The sequence below is a fragment of the Methanobrevibacter acididurans genome (genome assembly GCF_046197875.1).
In the GTDB taxonomy this organism is placed as follows: domain Archaea; phylum Methanobacteriota; class Methanobacteria; order Methanobacteriales; family Methanobacteriaceae; genus Methanobrevibacter_A; species Methanobrevibacter_A acididurans.
This window is the reverse complement of record NZ_CP166991.1, coordinates 1,604,260-1,625,846: the sequence shown is the minus strand read 5'-3', so window position 1 is coordinate 1,625,846 and position 21,587 is coordinate 1,604,260. Positions and strand designations below refer to the sequence as shown.

The window sequence follows — 21,587 nt, the reverse complement described above, 5'->3', positions numbered from 1 at the left end:
TTTCAATGAATAATAAATAATTTATTACCTCATTTTTAATAATGTTTAAATCCGATATGTTTATATTATATCCTCTTTAATAGTTATAATAGAATATTTAATTTTCTAAAATTTTTAATAAACTGATTTCCATGCAATTGAAAAATATATTATTACCAGGTAAAGTTAGCTCAAAAAGAATTTTTTATTTAGATTTTTTAAAAGCTTTTGCAATATTTTTAGTTGTTGTGGGTCATGTTTCTGCTGAAACATTAATACACTCTTCCGTAAATATTAATTGGTTATTCGCGGATTTTTATAGTACTTTTGCAAAAATATCAATACCTATATTTATAATGATTTCTGGAACATTACTACTTAATCGGGACTATAATTTTAAGGGATTCATCGAAAAAAGATTTTCCCGTATATTAATTCCATTTTTATTTTGGGGAAGTATTTATGTAATCTTTAGTTTCGTCTTTGGTTTTACTGAAGGTAAAGTACCAGATTATAATTCTGTTACTTCTATTGTATCATTTATAATTAACATGTTTTTAGGACGACCGGGTTATTTAAATCACTTTTGGTTTGTATGGATGATATTAAGTGTTTATCTTATAACTCCAATTATTAATAAATGGATTAAAAATTCATCATTTGATGAAGTGAAATACTTTTTAATTATCTGGCTTGTAACATGTGTTTTCACAACATTCAAGTTACCTTATGTTAATATAGATTTAAGATATTTTGCCGGACCTTTAGGATATTTTATTTTAGGATATTATTTACACAATACAAAAACTAAACTTTCCCAAAATAATTATCTATGGACTGCTGTATTAATTATTTCAACAATTCTTAAAGTTTTCATGATATATAATAATTCACTTATCGCAGGTTCATTCCAAGGAATAGATTATTATGATTTAACAACCGTTTTCCAAGCTATAAGTTTATTTTTAATATTTAAAAATATTAATTTTAATTCAAATACTAGAAAAAATATTACAACTTATTTTAGTGAAGGAAAATCAGCAAATATTATATTATCTATTAGTATTTTCTCTTTTGGTATTTATTTAAGTCATTTATTACTCTTTAAATTGTTATGGGTAATGAATGTGGATTTTGCTTCTATGAATGCACTAGTTTCAATTCCAATATTGTCATTAATTTTATTCTTAGTAGCTTGGGTTGCAATGTTAGTGCTTAGTAAGATTCCATTTTTCAAAAAATTCACAGGTGCTATTTAATCTATTTTTTTATTAAAATTTTTAGGTTTTTATAAATAAATATATTAAAATAAATGTTTTTATATAGAATTAGATAAGTATAAATTTTTTACATTGATTTAATTTAAATTATAAAAAAAGTGGAATTATTCGATGATTAAACAAAATCAACAATTTTTAAATGCAATATTAGTTTTAACAGATGTTGTAATAATTTTATTTGCATTACTCACTGCATTTTATATTAGATTTAAAACAACCATATTTGGACCTATTGGAGGATATCTTGGATTTGGATCTTATTTCATATTTACTTTATTTGCAGTAATACCAGTTTATCTCTTATTTTTCTACTTTTTTGGATTATATAAACCATTTAGAAATCAAAAATCAATTTTTTCAGAAGCAACATCTATAATTAAAGCAAATTTAATGTCTTTTATGGTCTTAGTAGCTTTCTTATTTCTTATTAATCAACCTGATTTTTCAAGAATACTCTTATTTCTTTTAGGTATATTTGGCATAATTTATGGTATTATTGAAAGAGCATTAATTCGTGCAATGTTAAGATTGATTAGGTCAAAAGATCATAATTTGAAACATATTCTAGTTGTTGGCGATAATGATTTAGCTTTTACTTTTATTAAAAAAATCAAGGCGAAAAAATATTTAGGATATTCTGTTAGAGGATTATTAGGTCGAAAAGAACATTTGGGTCAAGAAATTGAAGGAACCAGATTTGTAGGGACTTTCAATGATTTAGAACCTATATTAACAAAACATAATTTTGATAGAGTTGTTATAGCTATATCTTTAGAATATTTCCCTAAATTAACAGAATTAGTTGATATATGTGAAAATGCTGGAATCAAAGCGGAAATTCTCCCAGATTATTATAAATATCTTCCAGCTAAACCTTCTGTGGATATGATTGATGATTTACCAATTATAAATATTCGCTATGTTCCTTTAGATGATACATTTAATAAGTTTTTAAAAGTTGTTGAAGATATTTTGATTTCTATAATAGCAATCATCATTACCTCTCCAATAATGTTATTAACAGCTATTGCAATTAAAATTGAATCACCAGGACCTATTATTTTTAAACAGGAAAGAATCGGCTATAAAAGAAAACCTTTTATAATGTATAAATTTCGTAGCATGAAAGTTCAGAGTGAAAAAGATGAAGAAACGGGATGGACTACTCCTAATGATTCTAGAAAAACTAAAGTTGGCGATTTTATTAGGAAAACAAGTATTGATGAACTTCCACAGTTTTTCAATGTATTAAAAGGAGATATGAGTGTTGTGGGTCCAAGACCCGAAAGACCATATTTTGTGGATAAATTTAGAAAAGAAATACCTAAATATATGGTAAAACATCAAGTCCGTCCAGGATTAACAGGTTGGGCTCAAATACATGGATGTAGAGGTAATACATCTATTAACAAGCGTATACAATATGATATTGAATATGTAGAAAATTGGCATTTTGGTTTAGATGTACTTATACTTTTCAAAACCGTTTTTAAAAGTAATAAAAATGCATATTAATTTTCTGTTTTGTTCTATTTTTTTGGGATGTTTTTTTATTTAGATTAATTTTAATAATAAATAAAATTAAAATATATAAAAAATATATTAATATTAAATATGTTTTATTAAATTTTTTTTATTAATTATAAAATGTTATCATTTTAGATTATTAAAAAAAGAGAACAGTAATTTTAGTGGTTTTGTAATAAGAGTATATTTTTTTATTCATTAAAAATTAATTAAATATATTATTTTTCAAATGCTCTTAGAAAAAACATATTATATAAAAACTTTAAATTATTGTTTAATTACAATTGAGGGTTTGGTATGGATCAAGAAATATTAGATGAATATGAAAAAGTTAAGGACCAAGTCTCTGAAAAAGAATTTTTAGAGAAAATGGAATCATTAAAAAAAGATTATGAAAATGTTAGTTTTGTTAAAGACATTGATGTGGCACGAATGGTTGTAGGAACATTTATTGATGAAACTAATGATCCAATTTCTGATGAAAAACATAAAATGTATAAAATTAGGGAATTAGAACCAAATATTAATGAATTAACAATTATTGGTAGAGTAATGGGAATATCAGATGTTAAAGAATTTACTTCTCGAAAAGGGAATGATGGTAAGTTATGTAACCTGAATCTTGCTGATGATACTGGAAATGTACGAGTTGTTTTATGGACAGATAACATAAAACATCTTAAAAACTTCAAAGAGGGAGATGTTGTACAAATAGATAATATTGAATCTAAAGATGGTTATAGAGGTTTAGAAGTACATTTAAAACCCAGATCTACTATACAAGTTTTAAATTCAGATGATTTTCCAGATTTTCCAAAATATGAGGAACCTATAACCTTGATTAAGGATATAGTTCCTAATGAAACAGTTAATATAATCGGTAGAATAATAAGAATACCTCCAATTAGAAAATATAATAGTAATGGTAAAAAAGGGGAAGTTACTTCTATCGAAATTCAAGATTCTACTGGTAAAATATCTTATACCTTATGGAATAAGGATGTTAAATTAATAGAAACTCTTGGTTTAAATGAGAATGATACTATAAAAATATTAGGGGCTCAAGTTAGAGAAAGAAATGGTGAAGTATCATTGTCTCATTGGGATGGTCGAACAATTAAAGGCGATTTTGATGTTCCTGAATTTGAAGAAACATTATTCAAGTTAGGGGAAGCTCATGAGCAAAAAGATGTTACAATATTAGGGATAATTACTAAAATACAAGATACAATTTCATTTCAAAGAAAAGATGGTAGTGATGGTCATGTTAAATCAATAGAAATAGCTGATGATACCGGTTCTATTAGAGTGACTTTATGGAATGATGATACTAATTTAGAATTTAATAAAGGAGATATTATAGAAGTTATTGGTGGAAATATTGAATATGATGATTATGCTAAATCTGGTTACAGAATTAATACAAATTGGAACACACGATTTGTTATAGATCCAAAAGGATATGATGATTTAGTTAGCACTTTGAAAGAATCACAATCAAAACTTGGACCATTACCAATTGAACAAGTTCAAAGTTTCGATGATGATGATGGTGAAGAAGTAGATATTTTAGGAAGAGTTATATCATTAAATGATTCCAGAGAATTTCAAAGAGATGATGGAAGTGTAGGTACTGTTAGATCTGCAGATTTTGCTGACAGTACTGGTAGTGTTCGTGTTTCTTTTTGGGATGATAAAGCAGTAAATTCTAATCTTCAATTAGGTAAACCTTTTCAACTTGAGAATGCTAGAACTAAGCTTGGCATTAGTGATATTGAACTAAATATAGGTAAAACTGCAAGAGTAATTGAACTTAAAGAGGATGAAGTCAAAGATTTACCTTCATTTGCCGAATTAGAAGAAATATTATATGAAAAAAAGAAAATTGATGAATTAAATGAAGATGATAAAAATATTCGTGTTGTAGCAAGAATTTTAGATATACAAGATATTCATGAATTTCAAAAACCAGATGGCACACCTGGAATGGTTAGAAGTATAGATTTAGCTGATGATACAGGTTCTATTAAAGCTAGTTTATGGGATGCTAAAACAAATTTACAAGAATTTGATGTTGGAAGTGCAGTTAAAATAGAAAATCCTCGTGTATCCTTTAGGGATGATAGAATAATATTAAGTATTGGAAATAATACAAATTTAATATCTCCAACAGAGGAAGAATTAGATAATTTACCTACCTTTGATGAATTAAAAGATATTATTTATCAAGAAAAAACTATAGAATCATTAGAAGATGATGATATAAATGTAAGAATTAATGGAACATTAAAAGATCCTTACGGTGATAAATTAGTACTTTTAAAATGTCCTAGCTGTAATAATACCTTAGAAAAAAATGAAGATAATGGATATATATGTGATTATTGTGGTGAAGAGATAGAAAAACCAAGATATCTTTTAATGATTCCGGCTAGAATTGTAGATGATACTGGTGAAATATCCGTAACTTTCTTTGGTGAATTAGTTGAGGAATTATTAGAAATGACAGAATCTGAAATTGTTCAAATTTTTGAAAATAGTGAAGATTTAAGTGTTTTAGAAACTAAAATTGAAGATTTAAATGGAATATCCATAGAAATTATTGCAGATGCTAATTTCGATGAATATAATGAATCAATTAGATTAAATCCTAAAAAAATTTTATCTAAATCACTTTAGATTATGAGTTTAAAATAATAAAATATTAATTAGGAATGATAATTATGGAAGATATAGAACTTAAGGACTTACCAGGTGTAGGTGAAAAAACAGCTGAAAAATTACAAGATGCGGGTTTTGCAGACATGATGAGATTAGCAACTGCTACTCCAAAAGAATTATCTGTAAAAGCAGAAATTGGTGAGGGTGTTGCAGAAAAAGTTATAGAAGCGGCACGTAAAGCTGAAGATATTGATTTTGAAACTGCATTTGAAGTAATGGAAAGAAGAAAAGATGTGGGACGTATTACTACTGGAAGTTCAGGTTTTGATGAGCTCATAGGTGGAGGTATTGAAACCCAATCATTAACAGAAGTGTTTGGTGAATTTGGTTCAGGTAAAAGTCAAATATCTCATGAATTGGCTGTAACAGTTCAATTACCTGAAGATAAAGGCGGTTTAGATGGTGAATGTGTATTTATTGATACTGAAAACACTTTTAGGCCTGAAAGAATTGAACAAATAGCTAATGCTTTCGATTTAGATCCTGAAGAAACATTACAAAAAATTCATATTGCTAGAGCTTTTAACTCTTCTCATCAAATATTAATGGCTGATAAAATTAATGAGTTAATACAAAGTGGAGTTAATATTAAGTTAGTCATTGTTGATTCTTTGATGGCACATTTCAGAGCAGAATATGTTGGACGAGAATCATTAGCTGTAAGACAACAAAAACTTAATCAACATTTACATGTTTTACAAACTATAGCAAATACATATAATGTCGCTGTTTTTATTACTAATCAAGTTCAAGCAAGACCTGATGCTTTCTTTGGTAGTCCGACTAAAGCTATAGGGGGACATGTTTTAGGACATGCTTCAACTTACAGAGTTTGGCTTAAAAAAGGTTTAGCAGGTAAAAGAATTGCAAGATTAGTAGATAGTCCTCACCTTCCAGAAGGAGAATGTGTATTTAAAATTACTAATGACGGTATTATAGATTAAATAATCTATTTTTTTCTTTTTTTTCATTGACAATATTTAAATAATTTGAATAATATACTATTATTACTTGTTATAATAGTTTAATTAAAAAATCAATTTATTATATTATTTTGACTATTTATTCAATATTTATTCATATAATTTTTTTAGGTTTGATTTTTTTAAAATTTTTTTTATTTAATAATTTCTAGGTTTAATAATGGATCCCTTTTTTGTCACATTAATAACAATTATTTTCATGATTTTTTTAGGTTATTTCCTTAAAAGAATAGATTTTCTTAAATCAACTGATGTAGGTACTTTAAATAAAATTGTGATGAATATTGCTTTGCCTTGTATGATTTTTAAAGCTTTATATGCAGCTAATATGAATCTTTTACCTACACTAAGTATTTTACCAATTGTTGGATTATTATCCTCTTTTATTGTTGGTGCTGTTGTTTACCTCATTCTTAAAATTAAAAAATTTGAGGGAAAAAAATTATGGAGCATCCTTTTAACCGTAATTATCGGTAATACTGGTTTTATGGGTTATCCTATAATATTAGGGGCATTTGGTAATCCAGGATTCGTAAGAGCAATATTTTTTGATATCAATACAACCCTAACTTTCTTAATTATGAATATTGTTTTAATATTAGTTTTTGGTGGAACTTTTAAGCAAGCTGCTAAAAAAGCAATATTTTTGCCTCCACTATGGGCTTTAATTTTAGGAATACTTTTTAACTTGATGAATATTCCAATTGGTGAAGTAGCAACTAATATTATATCCTCATTTTCAGCAATCACTATCCCTTTAATAATGTTGGCATTAGGTCTTTCATTAAAATTTGAAGGTATTAAAACCCATAAAAGTATTGTAACTTTAACTTCAATTATTAAATTAATTTTTTATCCATTTGTAACATTTATTATATTAACTATATTTGGATTACATGGTTTAGAATTCAATGTTTCATTAATTCAGGCAGCTATGCCCTCAGGAATGTTTGCTTTAGTATTAGCTATTTCCTATGGTTTAGATTACAAACTAACTTCAGATTGTATTTTTACAAATACTTTACTTAGTCTTATTAGTATACCAATTTTAGTCTCATTGCTATAAAATTTGATTATTTATACAAGTTTTTATTTCCAATTAATAATTTAATTTTACTTTTTTGTTGATTTTAGGCATATTCTCTCTATAATAATCTTTTTCAAGATAAATTTTTTTATCATATATAAACTTTACTCCATATCCTTAATAGAAACCTTTATTAATTTATATCATAAACATAAAATCATATCTAACATTTATAATAAATTTTAGATTATATTTCATCAACTTGTACAAGGTGATTTAATGGCAGAAGAAAAAGATATAAAAAACGAAGAATTAAAAGTGGGAGTTTATGTTTGCCACTGTGGTGTAAACATTGCAGGTGTTGTCGATGTTGAAGCCGTTGCAGAATATGCGGGTACTTTACCTAATGTAGTTATTGCAAAAGATTATAAATATATGTGTTCTGACCCAGGTCAACAATTAATCCAAAATGATATTAAAGAATATGGATTAAATAGAGTTGTTGTCGCAGCATGTTCTCCTAGACTTCACGAACCAACATTTAGAAGATGTGTTGAAGAAGCAGGATTAAATAAATTTTTATTTGAATTTGCTAACTTAAGAGAACAAGATTCTTGGGTACATATGAATGAACCTGAAGCAGCTACTAGTAAAGCTAATGATTTAGTCCGTATGGCAGTTGCTAAAGCAAGATTACTTGAACCTTTAGAAGCTAATAAAGTAAGTGTTGAAAAAACAGCTTTAGTTATTGGTGGAGGAGTAACTGGTATTCAATCTGCTTTAGATTTAGGAGATATGGGTTACCATACTTATTTAGTTGAAAGAAACCCTACTATTGGGGGAAGAATGGGACAATTAGATAAAACTTTCCCAACATTAGATTGTTCAATGTGTATTCTTGCACCAAAAATGGTAGATACCCATAAACACGAAAATATTGATTTAATTACTTATGCTGAAGTAAAAGAAGTAGATGGTTATATAGGAAACTTCAAGGTTAAAGTAGAAAAGAGACCTAGATATGTAGAAGAAGATTTATGTACTGGTTGTGGATCTTGTTCTGAAGTATGTCCAATTGAAATACCTAACTACTACGATATGGGTATAGGTATGGTAAAAGCAGCATATATTCCATTCCCTCAAGCAGTTCCTTTATGTGCAACAATTGATAAAAATTATTGTATTGATTGTCATCTCTGTGATAAAGTCTGTGAACGTGGAGCAATAAATCATGATCAACAACCTGAAGAAATTGAACTTAATGTAGGTACTATTATTGCAGCTACTGGTTATGATCCTTTCGACCCATCTGGAATTTACCAATATGGTTATGGTAGATTTGATAATGTTATCACTGGTATGGAAATAGAAAGAATGATTAATGCATCTGGACCAACTCAAGGACATGTAGTTAAACCTTCTGATGGTGAAGCTCCTAAACGTGTTGCATTTATCCATTGTGTAGGTTCAAGAGATGAACAAATAGGTAAACCATACTGTTCTAGAGTATGTTGTATGTACTCTATGAAGAATGCTCAATTATGTATTGATCACGAACCTGATACTGATGTAACTTGTTATTATATGGATATTCGTGCATTTGGTAAAGGATACGAAGAATTTTATAAAAATTCACAAGAAAAATATGGAATTGAATTCTTAAGAGGTAGACCTGCACAAATATTTGAAAATGATGATAAAACATTAACTGTTAGAGCAGAAGATACTTTACTTGGAAAAATTACAGAATTCACTTATGATTTAGTTGTTTTAAGTGTAGGTTTAGAAGCACCTGAAGGTTCAACTGAATTAAGACAAACTTTAGGAATATCTAAATCCGCTGATGGATTCTATCTTGAAGCACACCCTAAATTAAGACCTGTTGATACTTTAACAGATGGTGTCTTCATTGCTGGTGTAGCACAAGGTCCAAAAGATATACCTGATTCTGTTGCTCAAGGATCAGCTGCAGCTGCTAGAGCAGCTATTCCTATGGCTAAAGGTGAAGTTGAAATTGAACCAATTATTGCAAGTACAGATGATACAGTTTGTGGTGCTTGTGAAGTATGTGTTGAATTATGTCCATTCGGTGCTATTAGTATTGAAGGTGAAGAAGGAGAAGCTCATGCTGTAATCAATGTAGCTTTATGTAAAGGTTGCGGTACTTGTGTAGGTGCATGTCCTTCTGGAGCAATGGATCAAAATCACTTTAAAACTTCACAAATTATGGCACAAATTGATGCAGCTCTTGAAGATATTGGTAAATAATTTTGGAGATTACTCTCCAAATTTTTATTTTTTTTAAATATTTATTAATACTATTTTTATAAAAATTATTACTTTTATTAAATTATATTAAACTATAAATTAATAAAAAATAAAACTAATAATATATAATTAAGAAATTTTTTATAATCAACTATTTTAATAAAATTTCAATTTTAATTAAAAATTAATATAAAATATAAATTAGGTGTAATTATATGTCTCAATATGAAGAGGATGTTAAAACTTTTGAAAATTTAATAAAAGACCATACAAACTGGATGAAAAATAGTATAAATCTTATAGCAAGTGAAAACATAACCAGTTCTCAAGTGAAAACCGCATTAGCGTCAGATTTATCTCATAGATATGCTGAAGGTTTAGCAGGTCAAAGATTATATGAAGGATGTAAATATATTGATGAAATTGAAGAAAAAACAATTGATCTTTCAAAAAAATTATTTAATGCAGAATTTGTTAATGTTCAACCAATTTCTGGAGTAACAGCAAATTTAGCAACATTTTTTGCATTTACTAAACCTGGAGATAAAATCATGACAATGTCAGTTCCAATGGGAGGACATATTAGTCATGAAAACGTAAGTGCAGCAGGGATACGAGGATTAAAGAATGTATTTTATCCATTTAACCCAGAAATCATGAATATTGATGCAGATAAAATGCAAAAACAAATTAGAGAAAAAGAACCAAATATAGTTTTATTAGGTGGAAGTTTATTCCTTTTCCCTCACCCAGTTAAAGAAGCTGTCGAAGCGGCACAAGAAGTTGGAGCAAAAGTTTTATATGATGGAGCTCATGTACTTGGTTTAATTGCTGGAGGTCAATTTCAAGATCCTATAGGTGATGGAGTTGATGCATTAATGGGTAGTACTCATAAAACTTTCCCTGGACCTCAAGGAGGTATTATTTTTTCTAAAAAAGAATATTCTAATGATATTAATAATGCAGTTTTCCCTGGTATAGTAAGTAATCATCATTTACACCACTTAGCAGGTTTAGGAATAGCAACCGCAGAAATGATGGAATTTGGAGAAGAATACGCTAAACAAACCATTAAAAATGCTCAAGCATTAGCTCAAGCATTATATGAACGAGGATTTAACGTAATGTGCGAAGACTTAGGTTTTACAGAATCTCATCAAGTTGCAATGAATGTTTCTAATATAAAAAAAGCTACTATTTTAGCTAAAGAATTAGAATCTAACAATGTCATATTAAACAAAAATTTAATACCTGGAGACGATGTAAATCATAGTGACGATCCATCTGGTATAAGAATGGGAACTCAAGAATTAACAAGAAGAGGCATGAAAGAATCTGAAATGGATGAAGTAGCAGAATTTATTAAAAGAGTAGCTATAGATAATGAAGAAATCAAAGATGATGTTACCGAATTTATGAAAGATTTTACTAATGTTCATTACGCTTTTAAAGAAGATGATGGATATCAATATATCCAATTTTAAATTTTTTATTTAAGAAATTAAAAAAAAGTTGAGATTTTTTTATGAAAATTGGATGGGCATTTACTGGAGCAGGACATTTACTAAGTGAAAGTGTAGAAGTTTTAGAAGAATTAGCTAAAACTAATGATATTACAGTATTTTTATCTAATGCAGGAGAAGAAGTATTAAAAATGTATGGCCTTTTTGAAAGGGTATCATCTATAACTGGAGGACGTTATAAAGAATTAACTAAAGAATCAGATCAAAAATATAGTTTTCCTATTTCAGGTCGATTTTCTTTAGGCAAATATGATATGCTAATTGTTTCTCCAACAACTTCCAATACTGTAGCTAAAATAGTTCATGGTATATCTGATACTTTAGTTACTAACACTGTTTCTCAAGCAGGAAAAGGTGGAGTAAAAACTATTATCATTCCTGTAGATATTAAAAAGGGTGATGTGAAGACAGTACTGCCAGCTAAATTAGAAATTAACACATGTGAAGACTGTGATGAATGTCAAGCTTATAAAGCTTGTCCTAATAAAGCAATAATACCTAAACAAGAAATTGATCTTTTAAAATGTACTGGTTGTGGAACTTGTGAAAATGTATGCCCATTTAATGCAATAGAATCCGGAAAAATAATTACTATTCACATGAGACCAATTGATATAGAAAACACTCAGAAATTAGTCACAATGGATAATATAACAGTTTTAGAAGAACCAAAAGATATATTAACTTATCTTGAAGATATTATTTCTTAATTTTACTTTTTTTTTACCTCTTTTACCATTTTTTAAATTTTTTAACTATTTTTCATGAAAAATGGTTTTTTTCAAATTTCAATAAGAACATTTATTTATCTAAATTAATAATAAATAAATTATAAAAAGTTAAATAATATTAATCTTATCTTTAATTCCAATTTTTTGATAGATTAATAAATGGAAAATTACTATAAATTTCCTAATTTAATTAATATTTACTAATCATTTATGTGAGTGTAATTATGAGAAATATAATTGTAAAAGAATTAAATCAAACATATATAGAAAATATTGATATTGAAATTGTAGAAAGAAAAGGTATTGGTCATCCAGATAGTATCAGTGATGGTATAGGGGAATCTGTTAGTGAAGCTCTTTGTGAATTATATTTAGATAGATTCGGAGGTGTTCTTCACCATAATACTGATGAAGTTCAAATTACTGCTGGAGAATCAGACCCTCAATTTGGGGGTGGAGAAATTTTAAAACCTATAGATATACTTTTAACAGGAAGAGGTGTATCTGAATATGATGGTGAAAAACTCCCATTAGATCGTGTGGCAATCGAATCTGCTAAAGATTTCATTGATGATGCTATTATTAATCTCAATGTAGAATCTGATGCTGTTGTTGAATGTAAAATCGGACATGGATCTGGAGATTTAGTTGATGTTTTCGGAAGAGCTGGTGCTCCATCTTCTAATGATACCTCTTTTGGTGTAGGTTATGCTCCATTTTCTGAAACTGAAACTATCGTTCTAAATGTTGAAAAATTATTAAATTCAAAAGCATTTAAAAAACAACATCCTGCAATCGGTGAAGATATAAAAGTAATGGGATTAAGAGAAGGAGAAAAAATAACCTTAACTATTGCTTGTGCAATGGTTTCTAAATATATTTCTGATGTAGACGAATACAAATCTATCCGTGAAGAATTAAAAGAAATTGTTGCAGATTACGCAACTAAATTTACTAATAGAGAAATTAATGTTTTTGTGAACACTGCCGACAATGATGAAGCTACTGATGAATCTGGTTATTACTTAACTGTTACTGGGACTTCTGCTGAAATGGGAGATGATGGTTCTGTTGGAAGAGGTAACCGAGCAAATGGTTTAATTACCCCATGTAGACCAATGTCCATGGAAGCTACTTCTGGAAAAAATCCAATAAATCATGTTGGAAAAATTTACAATATATTATCTAATAGAATCGCAGAAGATGTTGTAGAAAATGTGGAAGGAATTAAAGAAATTAATTTGATGATTTTAAGTCAAATTGGTAAACCTATAGATCAACCTAAAGCAGCAACTTCTCAAGTTATATTAGATGACGGTTATAAATTAGAAGATGTTGATAAAAAAGTTGAAAATATTATGAATGATTGGCTTGAAAATATTTCTTCTATAACTGAAGATGTTGTAAAAGGTAAAGCTAGAACTTTCTAAACACTAATTAATTTTTCATTTTTTTATTTTTAAAATAATCGTCCATGATTTAAAGATGGAATATAAATTATTTTTATTAAATATTTCAAATTAATACACTTATTTAATCATATGAAAACATTATCATAACATTTACAGGAGATAATACATGCCATTAAAAGAGGCAGAAAAATCATATCAATATTCAAAAATTGAAGATAAAATCCAAAATTTTTGGTCAAAAAATCAAATTTTTTCTAAAGTCAATAAATTAAATGCAAATGGTCCACAATATTCATTTTTAGATGGGCCTCCATATTGTAGTGGTAAAATCCATTTAGGTACAGCTTGGAATAAAGTTTTAAAAGATACTCACTTAAGATATAAATCTATGAATGGGTATTCTCTAAGAAGACAAGCAGGATGGGATACTCATGGTCTTCCAATTGAACACAAAGTAGAAGAATTAATGGGTATAAAAAGTAAAAAAGAAATTGAAAATAAGATTGGAATAGCTAGTTTTGTAAATAAATGTAAAGAATTTGCAATGGAAAATAAAGAAGCTATGACTAAACAATTTCAAAGTTTAGGTGTATGGATGGATTGGAAAAATCCTTACATGACTTTGGATCCTAAGTATATGGAATCTGCATGGTGGACTCTTAAAAGAGCTAATGAAAAAAATTTACTCACTAAAGATTTACGAGTAATAAGTTGGTGTCCTCATTGTGAAACAGCTTTAGCAGCGGCTGAAATAGATTATGAAGAAAAAGAAGACCCTTCTATATATGTCAAATTTCCTTTAAAAAATAATATTTTATCTAAAGAAGAGAATAATGAGAATCTTAACGAATACGTATTAGTATGGACTACAACTCCTTGGACTCTTCCAGCAAATTTAGCTATTTGTGTTAATTCTGATTTTAATTATGCATTTGTGAAGATTAATAATGAAATATTAATTTTAGCTGAAGACTTAGTTGAACCTATATTCGGAGAATCTATCACTAAAAAAGTTTTAAAACATAAAATTGAAAAAGATTATGCTGAAAATGAAGATATTGAATATGAAAAAGAAGTTATAGAAACTATAAATTATCAAATTATCAAAATAGTTAAAGGTACAGATCTGGAAGGATTAGATTATGTTTACCCATTATTTGATGAAATCCCAAAACAATTAGAAATGGACAAAATTGAAAATGTCCATAAAATATTGCCTGGTGATCATGTAGAATTGGGAGAAGGAACAGGTTGTGTACATACAGCACCAGGTCATGGACCTGATGATTTTGAAATTGGTAAAGAATTTGATTTACCAATATTTTGTCCAGTAAATGAAGAAGGAAAATTCACTGAGGATGCTGGAATATATCTTGGGGGATTTGTTAAAAAATTTAATGAAAAAATCTTAAATGATTTAGAAAACAAAGGATTTTTATTAAGAAATGAAACAATAACTCACAGGTATGGAACTTGTTGGAGATGCAAAACTCCAATAATCTATTTAGCTACTGAACAATGGTTTTTAAAAGTTACTGAAATAAAACAAGAAATGCTTAATCAATTAAATCGTGTTAATTGGATTCCTGAATGGGCAGGACAACAAAGATTTAAAGATTGGGTTGAAAATGCTAAAGATTGGACAATTTCAAGACAAAGATATTGGGGAATACCTATTCCTATATGGGAATGCCCAAATTGTGGTAAAATTGAAGTAATTGGTTCAGTAAATGAATTAAAGAATAAATCTATATATGAAATTCAAGCTAATGATGATGATTTAGTCCACAGACCTTATGTTGATGAAATAAAATTTAAATGTGATTGTGGACATGAGATGAGTAGAATACCAGATGTTTTAGATGTTTGGATTGATTCAGGAGTTGCAGGATGGGCATCTTTATATTATCCTCAAAAAGAAGAAGGCTTTAAAAAATGGTATCCTTATGATTTTATAACAGAAGGTCATGATCAAACTAGAGGATGGTTTTATTCTCAATTAGGTGCAGGTGTTATATCTTTAGATGAAGTACCCTATAAGAAAGTTTTAATGCATGGTTTTGTATTAGATGAAGATGGTAAAAAAATGAGTAAATCTTTAGGTAATGTTGTTAGACCTGAAGAAGTTATCGAAAAATATGGTGCGGATATATTAAGATTTTATCTTCTTTGGGCATGTAAACCTTGGGATGATCTTAAATTTGTCTGGGATGAATTAAACAATGTTAAAAAAATGTTTAATATTCTGTGGAATGTGTATGTATTTTCAACTACTTATATGTCATTAGATAATTTTAATCCTGAAAATTGTACTAAAGACAATATAAACTTAAGAAAAGAAGATAAATGGATAATATCTAGAGCAAATACATTGTCTAAAGAAGTAGGTGAAGATTTAAATAATTTATATTTCCATTTAGCAACTCGAAAAATCAACCATTTTATATTAGAAGATTTAAGTAGATGGTATGTAAGATTAATAAGAGGAAGAACTTGGGTTGAAAGTAATGATCCTGATAAATTAGGAGCTTATTACAGTCTTTACACAGCTCTTGAAATATTAATTAAAGTAATGGCCCCTATAACACCACATTTAAGTGAAGAAATTTATCATAATTTAGTTGTTAATGTTAAACAAACATCTAAAGAAAGTATACACATGGAAAAATGGCAATTTGATGAAAATCTTATAGATACTAACCTTGAAGAAATGATGGATTCAGTAAGAAATATCATTGAAGCAGCTGCTAGGGCAAGAGATATAGTTAGATACAAATTAAGATGGCCAGTAAATGATATCACAATTGTTTCACAAGATGAAAAAATTATAAATGCAGTTAACTATTTTGAAGATATTATTAAAGACCAATCTAATACAAAAAATGTTTTAACAGCTAAAGAATTTAAGGATTTATCATTTATAGCTAAACCAAATTTAAAGATATTAGGCCCTAAACTTAAAGGAGATTTAGGATTAGTAAAAAAACACTTTGCTAATGCTGATGGTAATATTATTAAAAAAGAATTAGAATCTAATGGTAAATATATTGTAAAGACTGAAGATAGAGAAGGAAATTTAAAAGAAATAGAACTTTCTTCTGAAGAAGTTTTATATGATACTGAACTCCCTGATAATGTAGTTAGTTCTGAATTTGATGGTGGAAATGTTTTTGTAAATACAGAAATTACTCAGGAAATATTATCCGAAGCTATGTCTCGTGAACTTATTAGAAGAATTCAAGATATGAGAAAAGATATGGATTTGGATGTAGAATCTATGATTGGAGTTTTAGTTTATTCAAGTTCAAAATTCAAAGAATTAGTACAAAAACAGTCAGATTTAATTAAAAATGAAGTCAGAGCAATTACTTTTACATTAGTAGAAGGGAATACATCTGTTTGTGTGCCTGAATCTGAAGCTATTGAAAATGAATATACAAAGAAATGGAAAATAGAAGATGAAGAAATCATGATTTCTATAGTTAAAAAATAAGAAAACTATTGTTAGTAGGTGTTTAAATGACTTTGGAAAATTCTGAAATGGAATATATTAAGGGAATTCTTGGGAGAAAAATGAATCCCTTAGAAGAAGGTATGTTAGATGTTATGTTTTCAGAGCATTGTTCATACAAAAGTAGTAGACCTATTTTGAAAACATTTCCGACTGAAGGTGAAAACATAATTTTAGGTCCAGGAGATGATGCGGGTATAGTTTCAATAACTGATAAATTAGCACTAGCTGTTGGAATGGAGAGTCATAATCATCCTTCTGCTATTGAACCGTATGGGGGTGCAGGTACTGGAATTGGTGGAATTCTTAGAGATATAATATCTATGGGTGCAAAACCGATTGCTTTATTAGATTCTATTCGTTTTGGTCCAATAGATAAAGATCAAAAATCTAGATATCTTTTTGAACATGTTGTAAAAGGGATTTCTGATTATGGTAATAGAGTTGGAGTACCTACTGTTGCAGGAGAAGTTGAATTTGATGAATCATTTAGAACTAATCCATTAGTCAATGTTCTTTGTGCAGGTTTAGTGGATAAAGATAAACTAGTTTATGGAATTGCACCTAATCCTGGAGATGTCTTCTTTTTGATGGGGGGCAGCACAGGTAGAGATGGAATTCATGGTGTTACTTTTGCTTCTGAAGAATTAACTTCTGATTCAGAAACAGAGGATAGACCTGCTGTACAAGTAGGTGATCCTTTTACAAAAAAAAGAGTAATGGAAGCTTCTTATGAAATAATTGAAAAAATTAATGTTTCAGGAGTAAAAGATTTAGGTGGAGGAGGATTAACTTGCTGTATTTCAGAATTAGCTGATTCTTCTAACAATGGAGCTATAGTGGATTTAAATTCTATACCTCTACGTGAAACTGGAATGACTCCATATGAAATAATGTTATCAGAATCACAGGAAAGAATGGTTTTTGTATTGAATCCTGATGATGTGGCTAAAGCTAAATCTATTTGTGATAAACATGAAATTATTTCAGAAGTAATTGGAGAAGTTACTGATGGAGATAATATGATTATTTTTGATGAAAATCAAGAAATTGCAAATTTACCTACTTTATTGTTAGCAGATCCTCCTTCTCTTAATCGTGAGATTAAAGAACCAATTAAAAATGATGTTTGCGTTAAAGTTAATGATCCAAAATTATCTGAGTCTTTAATAAAAATTTTATCTTCTCCAAATATTGCAAGTAAAAAATGGGTTTATAAACAATATGATCATGAGGTACAAATAAGAACAGTTGTTAAACCTGGAGATGATGCAGCAGTTCTTAAAGTAGATGAAAATACAGCTGTAACATTAACTGCAGATTCAAATCCTATTTACACAAAATTATCACCTTATGATGGTGGGGCAGGTTCAGTTGCTGAAGCAATACGTAATGTAGTTTCTATGGGTGCCACTCCTTATGCTATTGTTGATTGTTTAAACTTTGGAAATCCTGAAAATCCTGAAATTTTATGGCAATTCCAAGAATGTATTAAGGGAATGTCTGATATGGCTTCTAAATTTAAATCTCCAGTTATTAGTGGAAATGTTAGTTTTTATAATGAAATGGAAGGTGTAAAAATTAATCCAACACCTGCTGTGGGAGTTATTGGTGTTGAAAACTTAAAGAATATTCGAACTATGAATTTCAAAAATGAAAATGATAAAATAATCATAATTGGAAAAACTTATGATGAAGTTGGAGGTTCTGAATATTATAGATCTGTTCATAACATAGAACAAGGAAAAGCACCAAAAGTTAGAATTGATGAAGAATTTGATAATGCAAATGCTGTTTTAAATTTAATTAAAGAGGATTCAAATGAATTTATCACTGCAGTGCATGACTGTTCTCAAGGAGGAATTGCAGTAGCTTTATCTGAAATGGCAATTTCTGGAGAATATGGTTGTGAAATTGATGTATCAAAAATTCCGAAAGAGGATGAACTAACTATTAATAATTTAATTTATTCTGAATCTCATGGAAGATATATTATCACTGTAAAACCAGATGCATTAAATGATATTTTATCAAAAATTAATGTTCCTTGTAGTTGTATTGGGGAAGTTAAAGGAAAATCATTAATATCAGCTGATATAAATATCTCAATTAAAAAATTAAATGATTCTTACAATGGAGTAATAGAACAATATATGTCATAATAAATATGTGATGAGATGGAGAAATTATATGAAAGGTTTTTTTTCAAAATTAATGCCATTAGATGATGCTTTAGAAAAAGTAGATAATTTTCAAAAAATTATGGATATAGAAAAAATAGATATTAAAGATGCTCATAATAGAGTTTTGGCTGAAAATATATATTCTTTTCATGATTCTCCACCATTTGATAAATCTGCTATGGATGGTTATGCTGTTTTGGCGGAAGATACATTTGGAGCATCTAATAATAATCATAAACATCTTAAATTAATAGATTTTATAGGTGCGGGGGACTTTTCTGAAAAAACAATAAAATCGGGTGAAGCAATTAGGATAGCTACAGGAGCTCCAATTCCAAAAGGGGCTAATGCGGTCTTAATGGAAGAGTACACCTCACATGAGGGTAATGATTTAGATATTCATTCTCAAGTTAGTCCTAAAGATAATATTTCACCTTTAGGTGAGGATTTAAAAAAGGGAGATAAAATTTTAGATTCAAATACATTTATTAGATCTCAAGAGTTAGGTTTGATAGCTTCAGCTGGTTTTAAAGAAATAAAAGTTTATAAAAAACCTAAAGTAAAACTAATTGTTACAGGTAATGAATTAGTTGAACCTTCTTCTACTTTAGATAAAGCTAAAATAATTAATTCAAATAAATATACAATTTCTTCTTTAATCCAAAGTACAGGCGCTACTGTTGAAGTAGAACATGCTCATGATAATTTTGAGGAAGTTAAATCTATTCTTATTGAAAATTCAAAAGAGTTTGATGTTATCATAACTACAGGTGGAACTGCAATTAGTAAAGGGGATGTTGTTGTGGATGCTGTAGAAGATTCTGGAGAATTATTATTTCATGGTGTTTCTATAAGACCTGGAAAACCTGTAGGGTCTGGTATAATTAATGATACTATTGTTTTCACATTATCTGGTCAACCAGTTGCAGCTATGGCCCAATTTGATATTTTTGCAAGAAAATATTTAATTCAAATGCAAGGGCTTAATTTTGATTTTAAAATTGTTGAAAGAGAATCCTTACTAAAAATTCCATCAAATTTAGGTAGAACTGATTTTATTAGAACTTATGCTGATGAAAAATATGCAAAACATATATTAAATAGAGGTTCAGGAATTATTAGATCAATGGTTGAAGCAAATAGTTATATAATCATTGATGAAAATAATGAAGGAATAGAAAAAGGGGACCTTGTAAATTTAGTATTTTTTAATTCAATGATATGGGATAAATATTAATTCCTATTTTTAATATTTATTAATTTAATTTTTGTAAGTGAAAACATGAATGGAATTTGGTATTATGTTATAGCTTTTATTATTATTTGGTTATTCGCTCTAATTTTTAAAGATTATTTAGTCAAACATGATGTGGAAGTTGAATTTCCAGTATTATTATGGAAGACAAAAAGACTTAGGGGATTTATAGACAGAATAGCTAATAAATCTAAAAAGTTTTGGAAATGGTATATGAATATAGGAATCATTATTTCATTTGGTTTAATGATTTTCATGGCAGTAAGTTTAATTTACTCATTTGCCAATATATCTCAAACTCCTGCAGTTGGACTAGTTATTCCTGGAGTTGATATCCCAGGATCACCAATTTTTATACCATTTCTTTATGGTATTATTGGTTTAATCACAGTGATTATTATTCATGAATTTTCTCATGGAATATTAGCTAGAGTAGAAAATGTAAAAATTAATTCTATTGGTTTATTATTGTTTGCGATAATCCCTGGGGCTTTTGTTGAACCTGATGAAGATGAAATTAAACATTTGTCCAAATCTGGTAAGTTAAGAATTTATGCTGCAGGATCAATGGGTAATATGGTTCTTGCAGTTATTTCTTTAATCATTGTTTTGGTTTTATCTTCTGCTGTTGTTCCAATGTATTTTCATGAAGATGGGGTAAGCATTGATAGGGTTGTTTCTGATGCTCCTGCAGATGGGATTTTAAAATCTGGAATGGTTGTAGAGTCAATAAATAATCAAAGTTTTGATAATTCTCAAGGTTACATAAATACAATAAAAACATTTAGACCATATCAAACGGTTCATGTATCGACGGATCAAGGAATTTATAGTTTTAAGTTAGGAGAAAATCCAAATAATAAAACTTTAGGTTATATGGGTGTTCAAACAGTTAAACATTATAGTTTTAATAATGATTTAGGGAGTAATCAATTAAGTCCTGTTCTTTGGGTAATATTTCCAATGATTCAATTATTTAATTGGATTTTTTTCCTAAATTTTGCAATAGGTTCATTTAATTTATTGCCTATGAAACCTTTAGATGGGGGTTTGATGTTTGAAACATTATTAAGTTATAAATTGTCTGAAAAAACAGTTCAATTGTTGACAAAATTTTCATCTTATTTAATGCTAATGATAATTATAATAAGTTTAATTTATGGTTTTAGTGCAGCATTATTATAAAA

13 protein-coding genes are annotated in these 21,587 nt (G+C 28.3%); all 13 read left to right on the top strand.

Going from position 1 to position 21,587, the window contains the following annotated elements; genetic code table 11:
- The first annotated feature begins 131 nt into the window (after nt 1-131).
- The gene (locus tag ACA135_RS08045) at nt 132-1,238 is read left to right on the top strand and encodes an acyltransferase (protein WP_409198232.1); all 1,107 of its coding nucleotides are present in this window, start codon (nt 132-134) and stop codon (nt 1,236-1,238) included.
- 132 nt (nt 1,239-1,370) lie between these two features.
- Nucleotides 1,371-2,774 carry an undecaprenyl-phosphate glucose phosphotransferase gene (locus ACA135_RS08040; protein ID WP_409198231.1) on the top strand — a complete coding sequence of 468 codons (1,404 nt, stop codon included), beginning with the start codon at nt 1,371-1,373 and terminating at the stop codon, nt 2,772-2,774.
- Nucleotides 2,775-3,083: 309 nt separating this feature from the next.
- A complete protein-coding gene (locus ACA135_RS08035) occupies nt 3,084-5,465 on the top strand; it encodes an OB-fold nucleic acid binding domain-containing protein (RefSeq protein WP_409198230.1) in 2,382 nt (793 codons plus the stop codon).
- A gap of 35 nt (nt 5,466-5,500) precedes the next feature.
- Nucleotides 5,501-6,451, top strand: a complete 951-nt coding sequence (gene radA, locus ACA135_RS08030; RefSeq protein ID WP_409198229.1) for a DNA repair and recombination protein RadA — start codon at nt 5,501-5,503, stop codon at nt 6,449-6,451.
- 199 nt (nt 6,452-6,650) lie between these two features.
- Nucleotides 6,651-7,556 (top strand): AEC family transporter, encoded by a 906-nt coding sequence (locus tag ACA135_RS08025; RefSeq protein ID WP_409198228.1) that lies wholly within the window; start codon nt 6,651-6,653, stop codon nt 7,554-7,556.
- A gap of 240 nt (nt 7,557-7,796) precedes the next feature.
- Complete coding sequence (locus ACA135_RS08020; protein WP_409198227.1) at nt 7,797-9,785, top strand: 4Fe-4S binding protein; 1,989 nt, start codon at nt 7,797-7,799, stop codon at nt 9,783-9,785.
- A gap of 215 nt (nt 9,786-10,000) precedes the next feature.
- Nucleotides 10,001-11,269 carry a serine hydroxymethyltransferase gene (gene glyA, locus ACA135_RS08015; protein WP_409198226.1) on the top strand — a complete coding sequence of 423 codons (1,269 nt, stop codon included), beginning with the start codon at nt 10,001-10,003 and terminating at the stop codon, nt 11,267-11,269.
- A gap of 41 nt (nt 11,270-11,310) precedes the next feature.
- On the top strand, nt 11,311-12,018 hold the full coding sequence (locus ACA135_RS08010; RefSeq protein ID WP_409198225.1) for a dihydromethanopterin reductase (acceptor): 708 nt from the start codon (nt 11,311-11,313) through the stop codon (nt 12,016-12,018).
- A gap of 245 nt (nt 12,019-12,263) precedes the next feature.
- The gene (locus ACA135_RS08005; RefSeq protein ID WP_409198224.1) at nt 12,264-13,469 is read left to right on the top strand and encodes a methionine adenosyltransferase; all 1,206 of its coding nucleotides are present in this window, start codon (nt 12,264-12,266) and stop codon (nt 13,467-13,469) included.
- Nucleotides 13,470-13,617: 148 nt separating this feature from the next.
- A complete protein-coding gene (gene ileS, locus ACA135_RS08000) occupies nt 13,618-16,944 on the top strand; it encodes an isoleucine--tRNA ligase (RefSeq protein ID WP_409198223.1) in 3,327 nt (1,108 codons plus the stop codon).
- A gap of 26 nt (nt 16,945-16,970) precedes the next feature.
- Nucleotides 16,971-19,124: a phosphoribosylformylglycinamidine synthase subunit PurL gene (gene purL / locus ACA135_RS07995; protein WP_409198222.1), complete on the top strand. Its 2,154-nt coding sequence runs from the start codon at nt 16,971-16,973 to the stop codon at nt 19,122-19,124.
- A 28-nt stretch (nt 19,125-19,152) separates the two neighbouring features.
- Complete coding sequence (gene glp / locus ACA135_RS07990) at nt 19,153-20,382, top strand: gephyrin-like molybdotransferase Glp (protein WP_409198221.1); 1,230 nt, start codon at nt 19,153-19,155, stop codon at nt 20,380-20,382.
- A 45-nt stretch (nt 20,383-20,427) separates the two neighbouring features.
- Nucleotides 20,428-21,585 carry a site-2 protease family protein gene (locus tag ACA135_RS07985; RefSeq protein ID WP_409198220.1) on the top strand — a complete coding sequence of 386 codons (1,158 nt, stop codon included), beginning with the start codon at nt 20,428-20,430 and terminating at the stop codon, nt 21,583-21,585.
- Nucleotides 21,586-21,587: the final 2 nt, after the last annotated feature.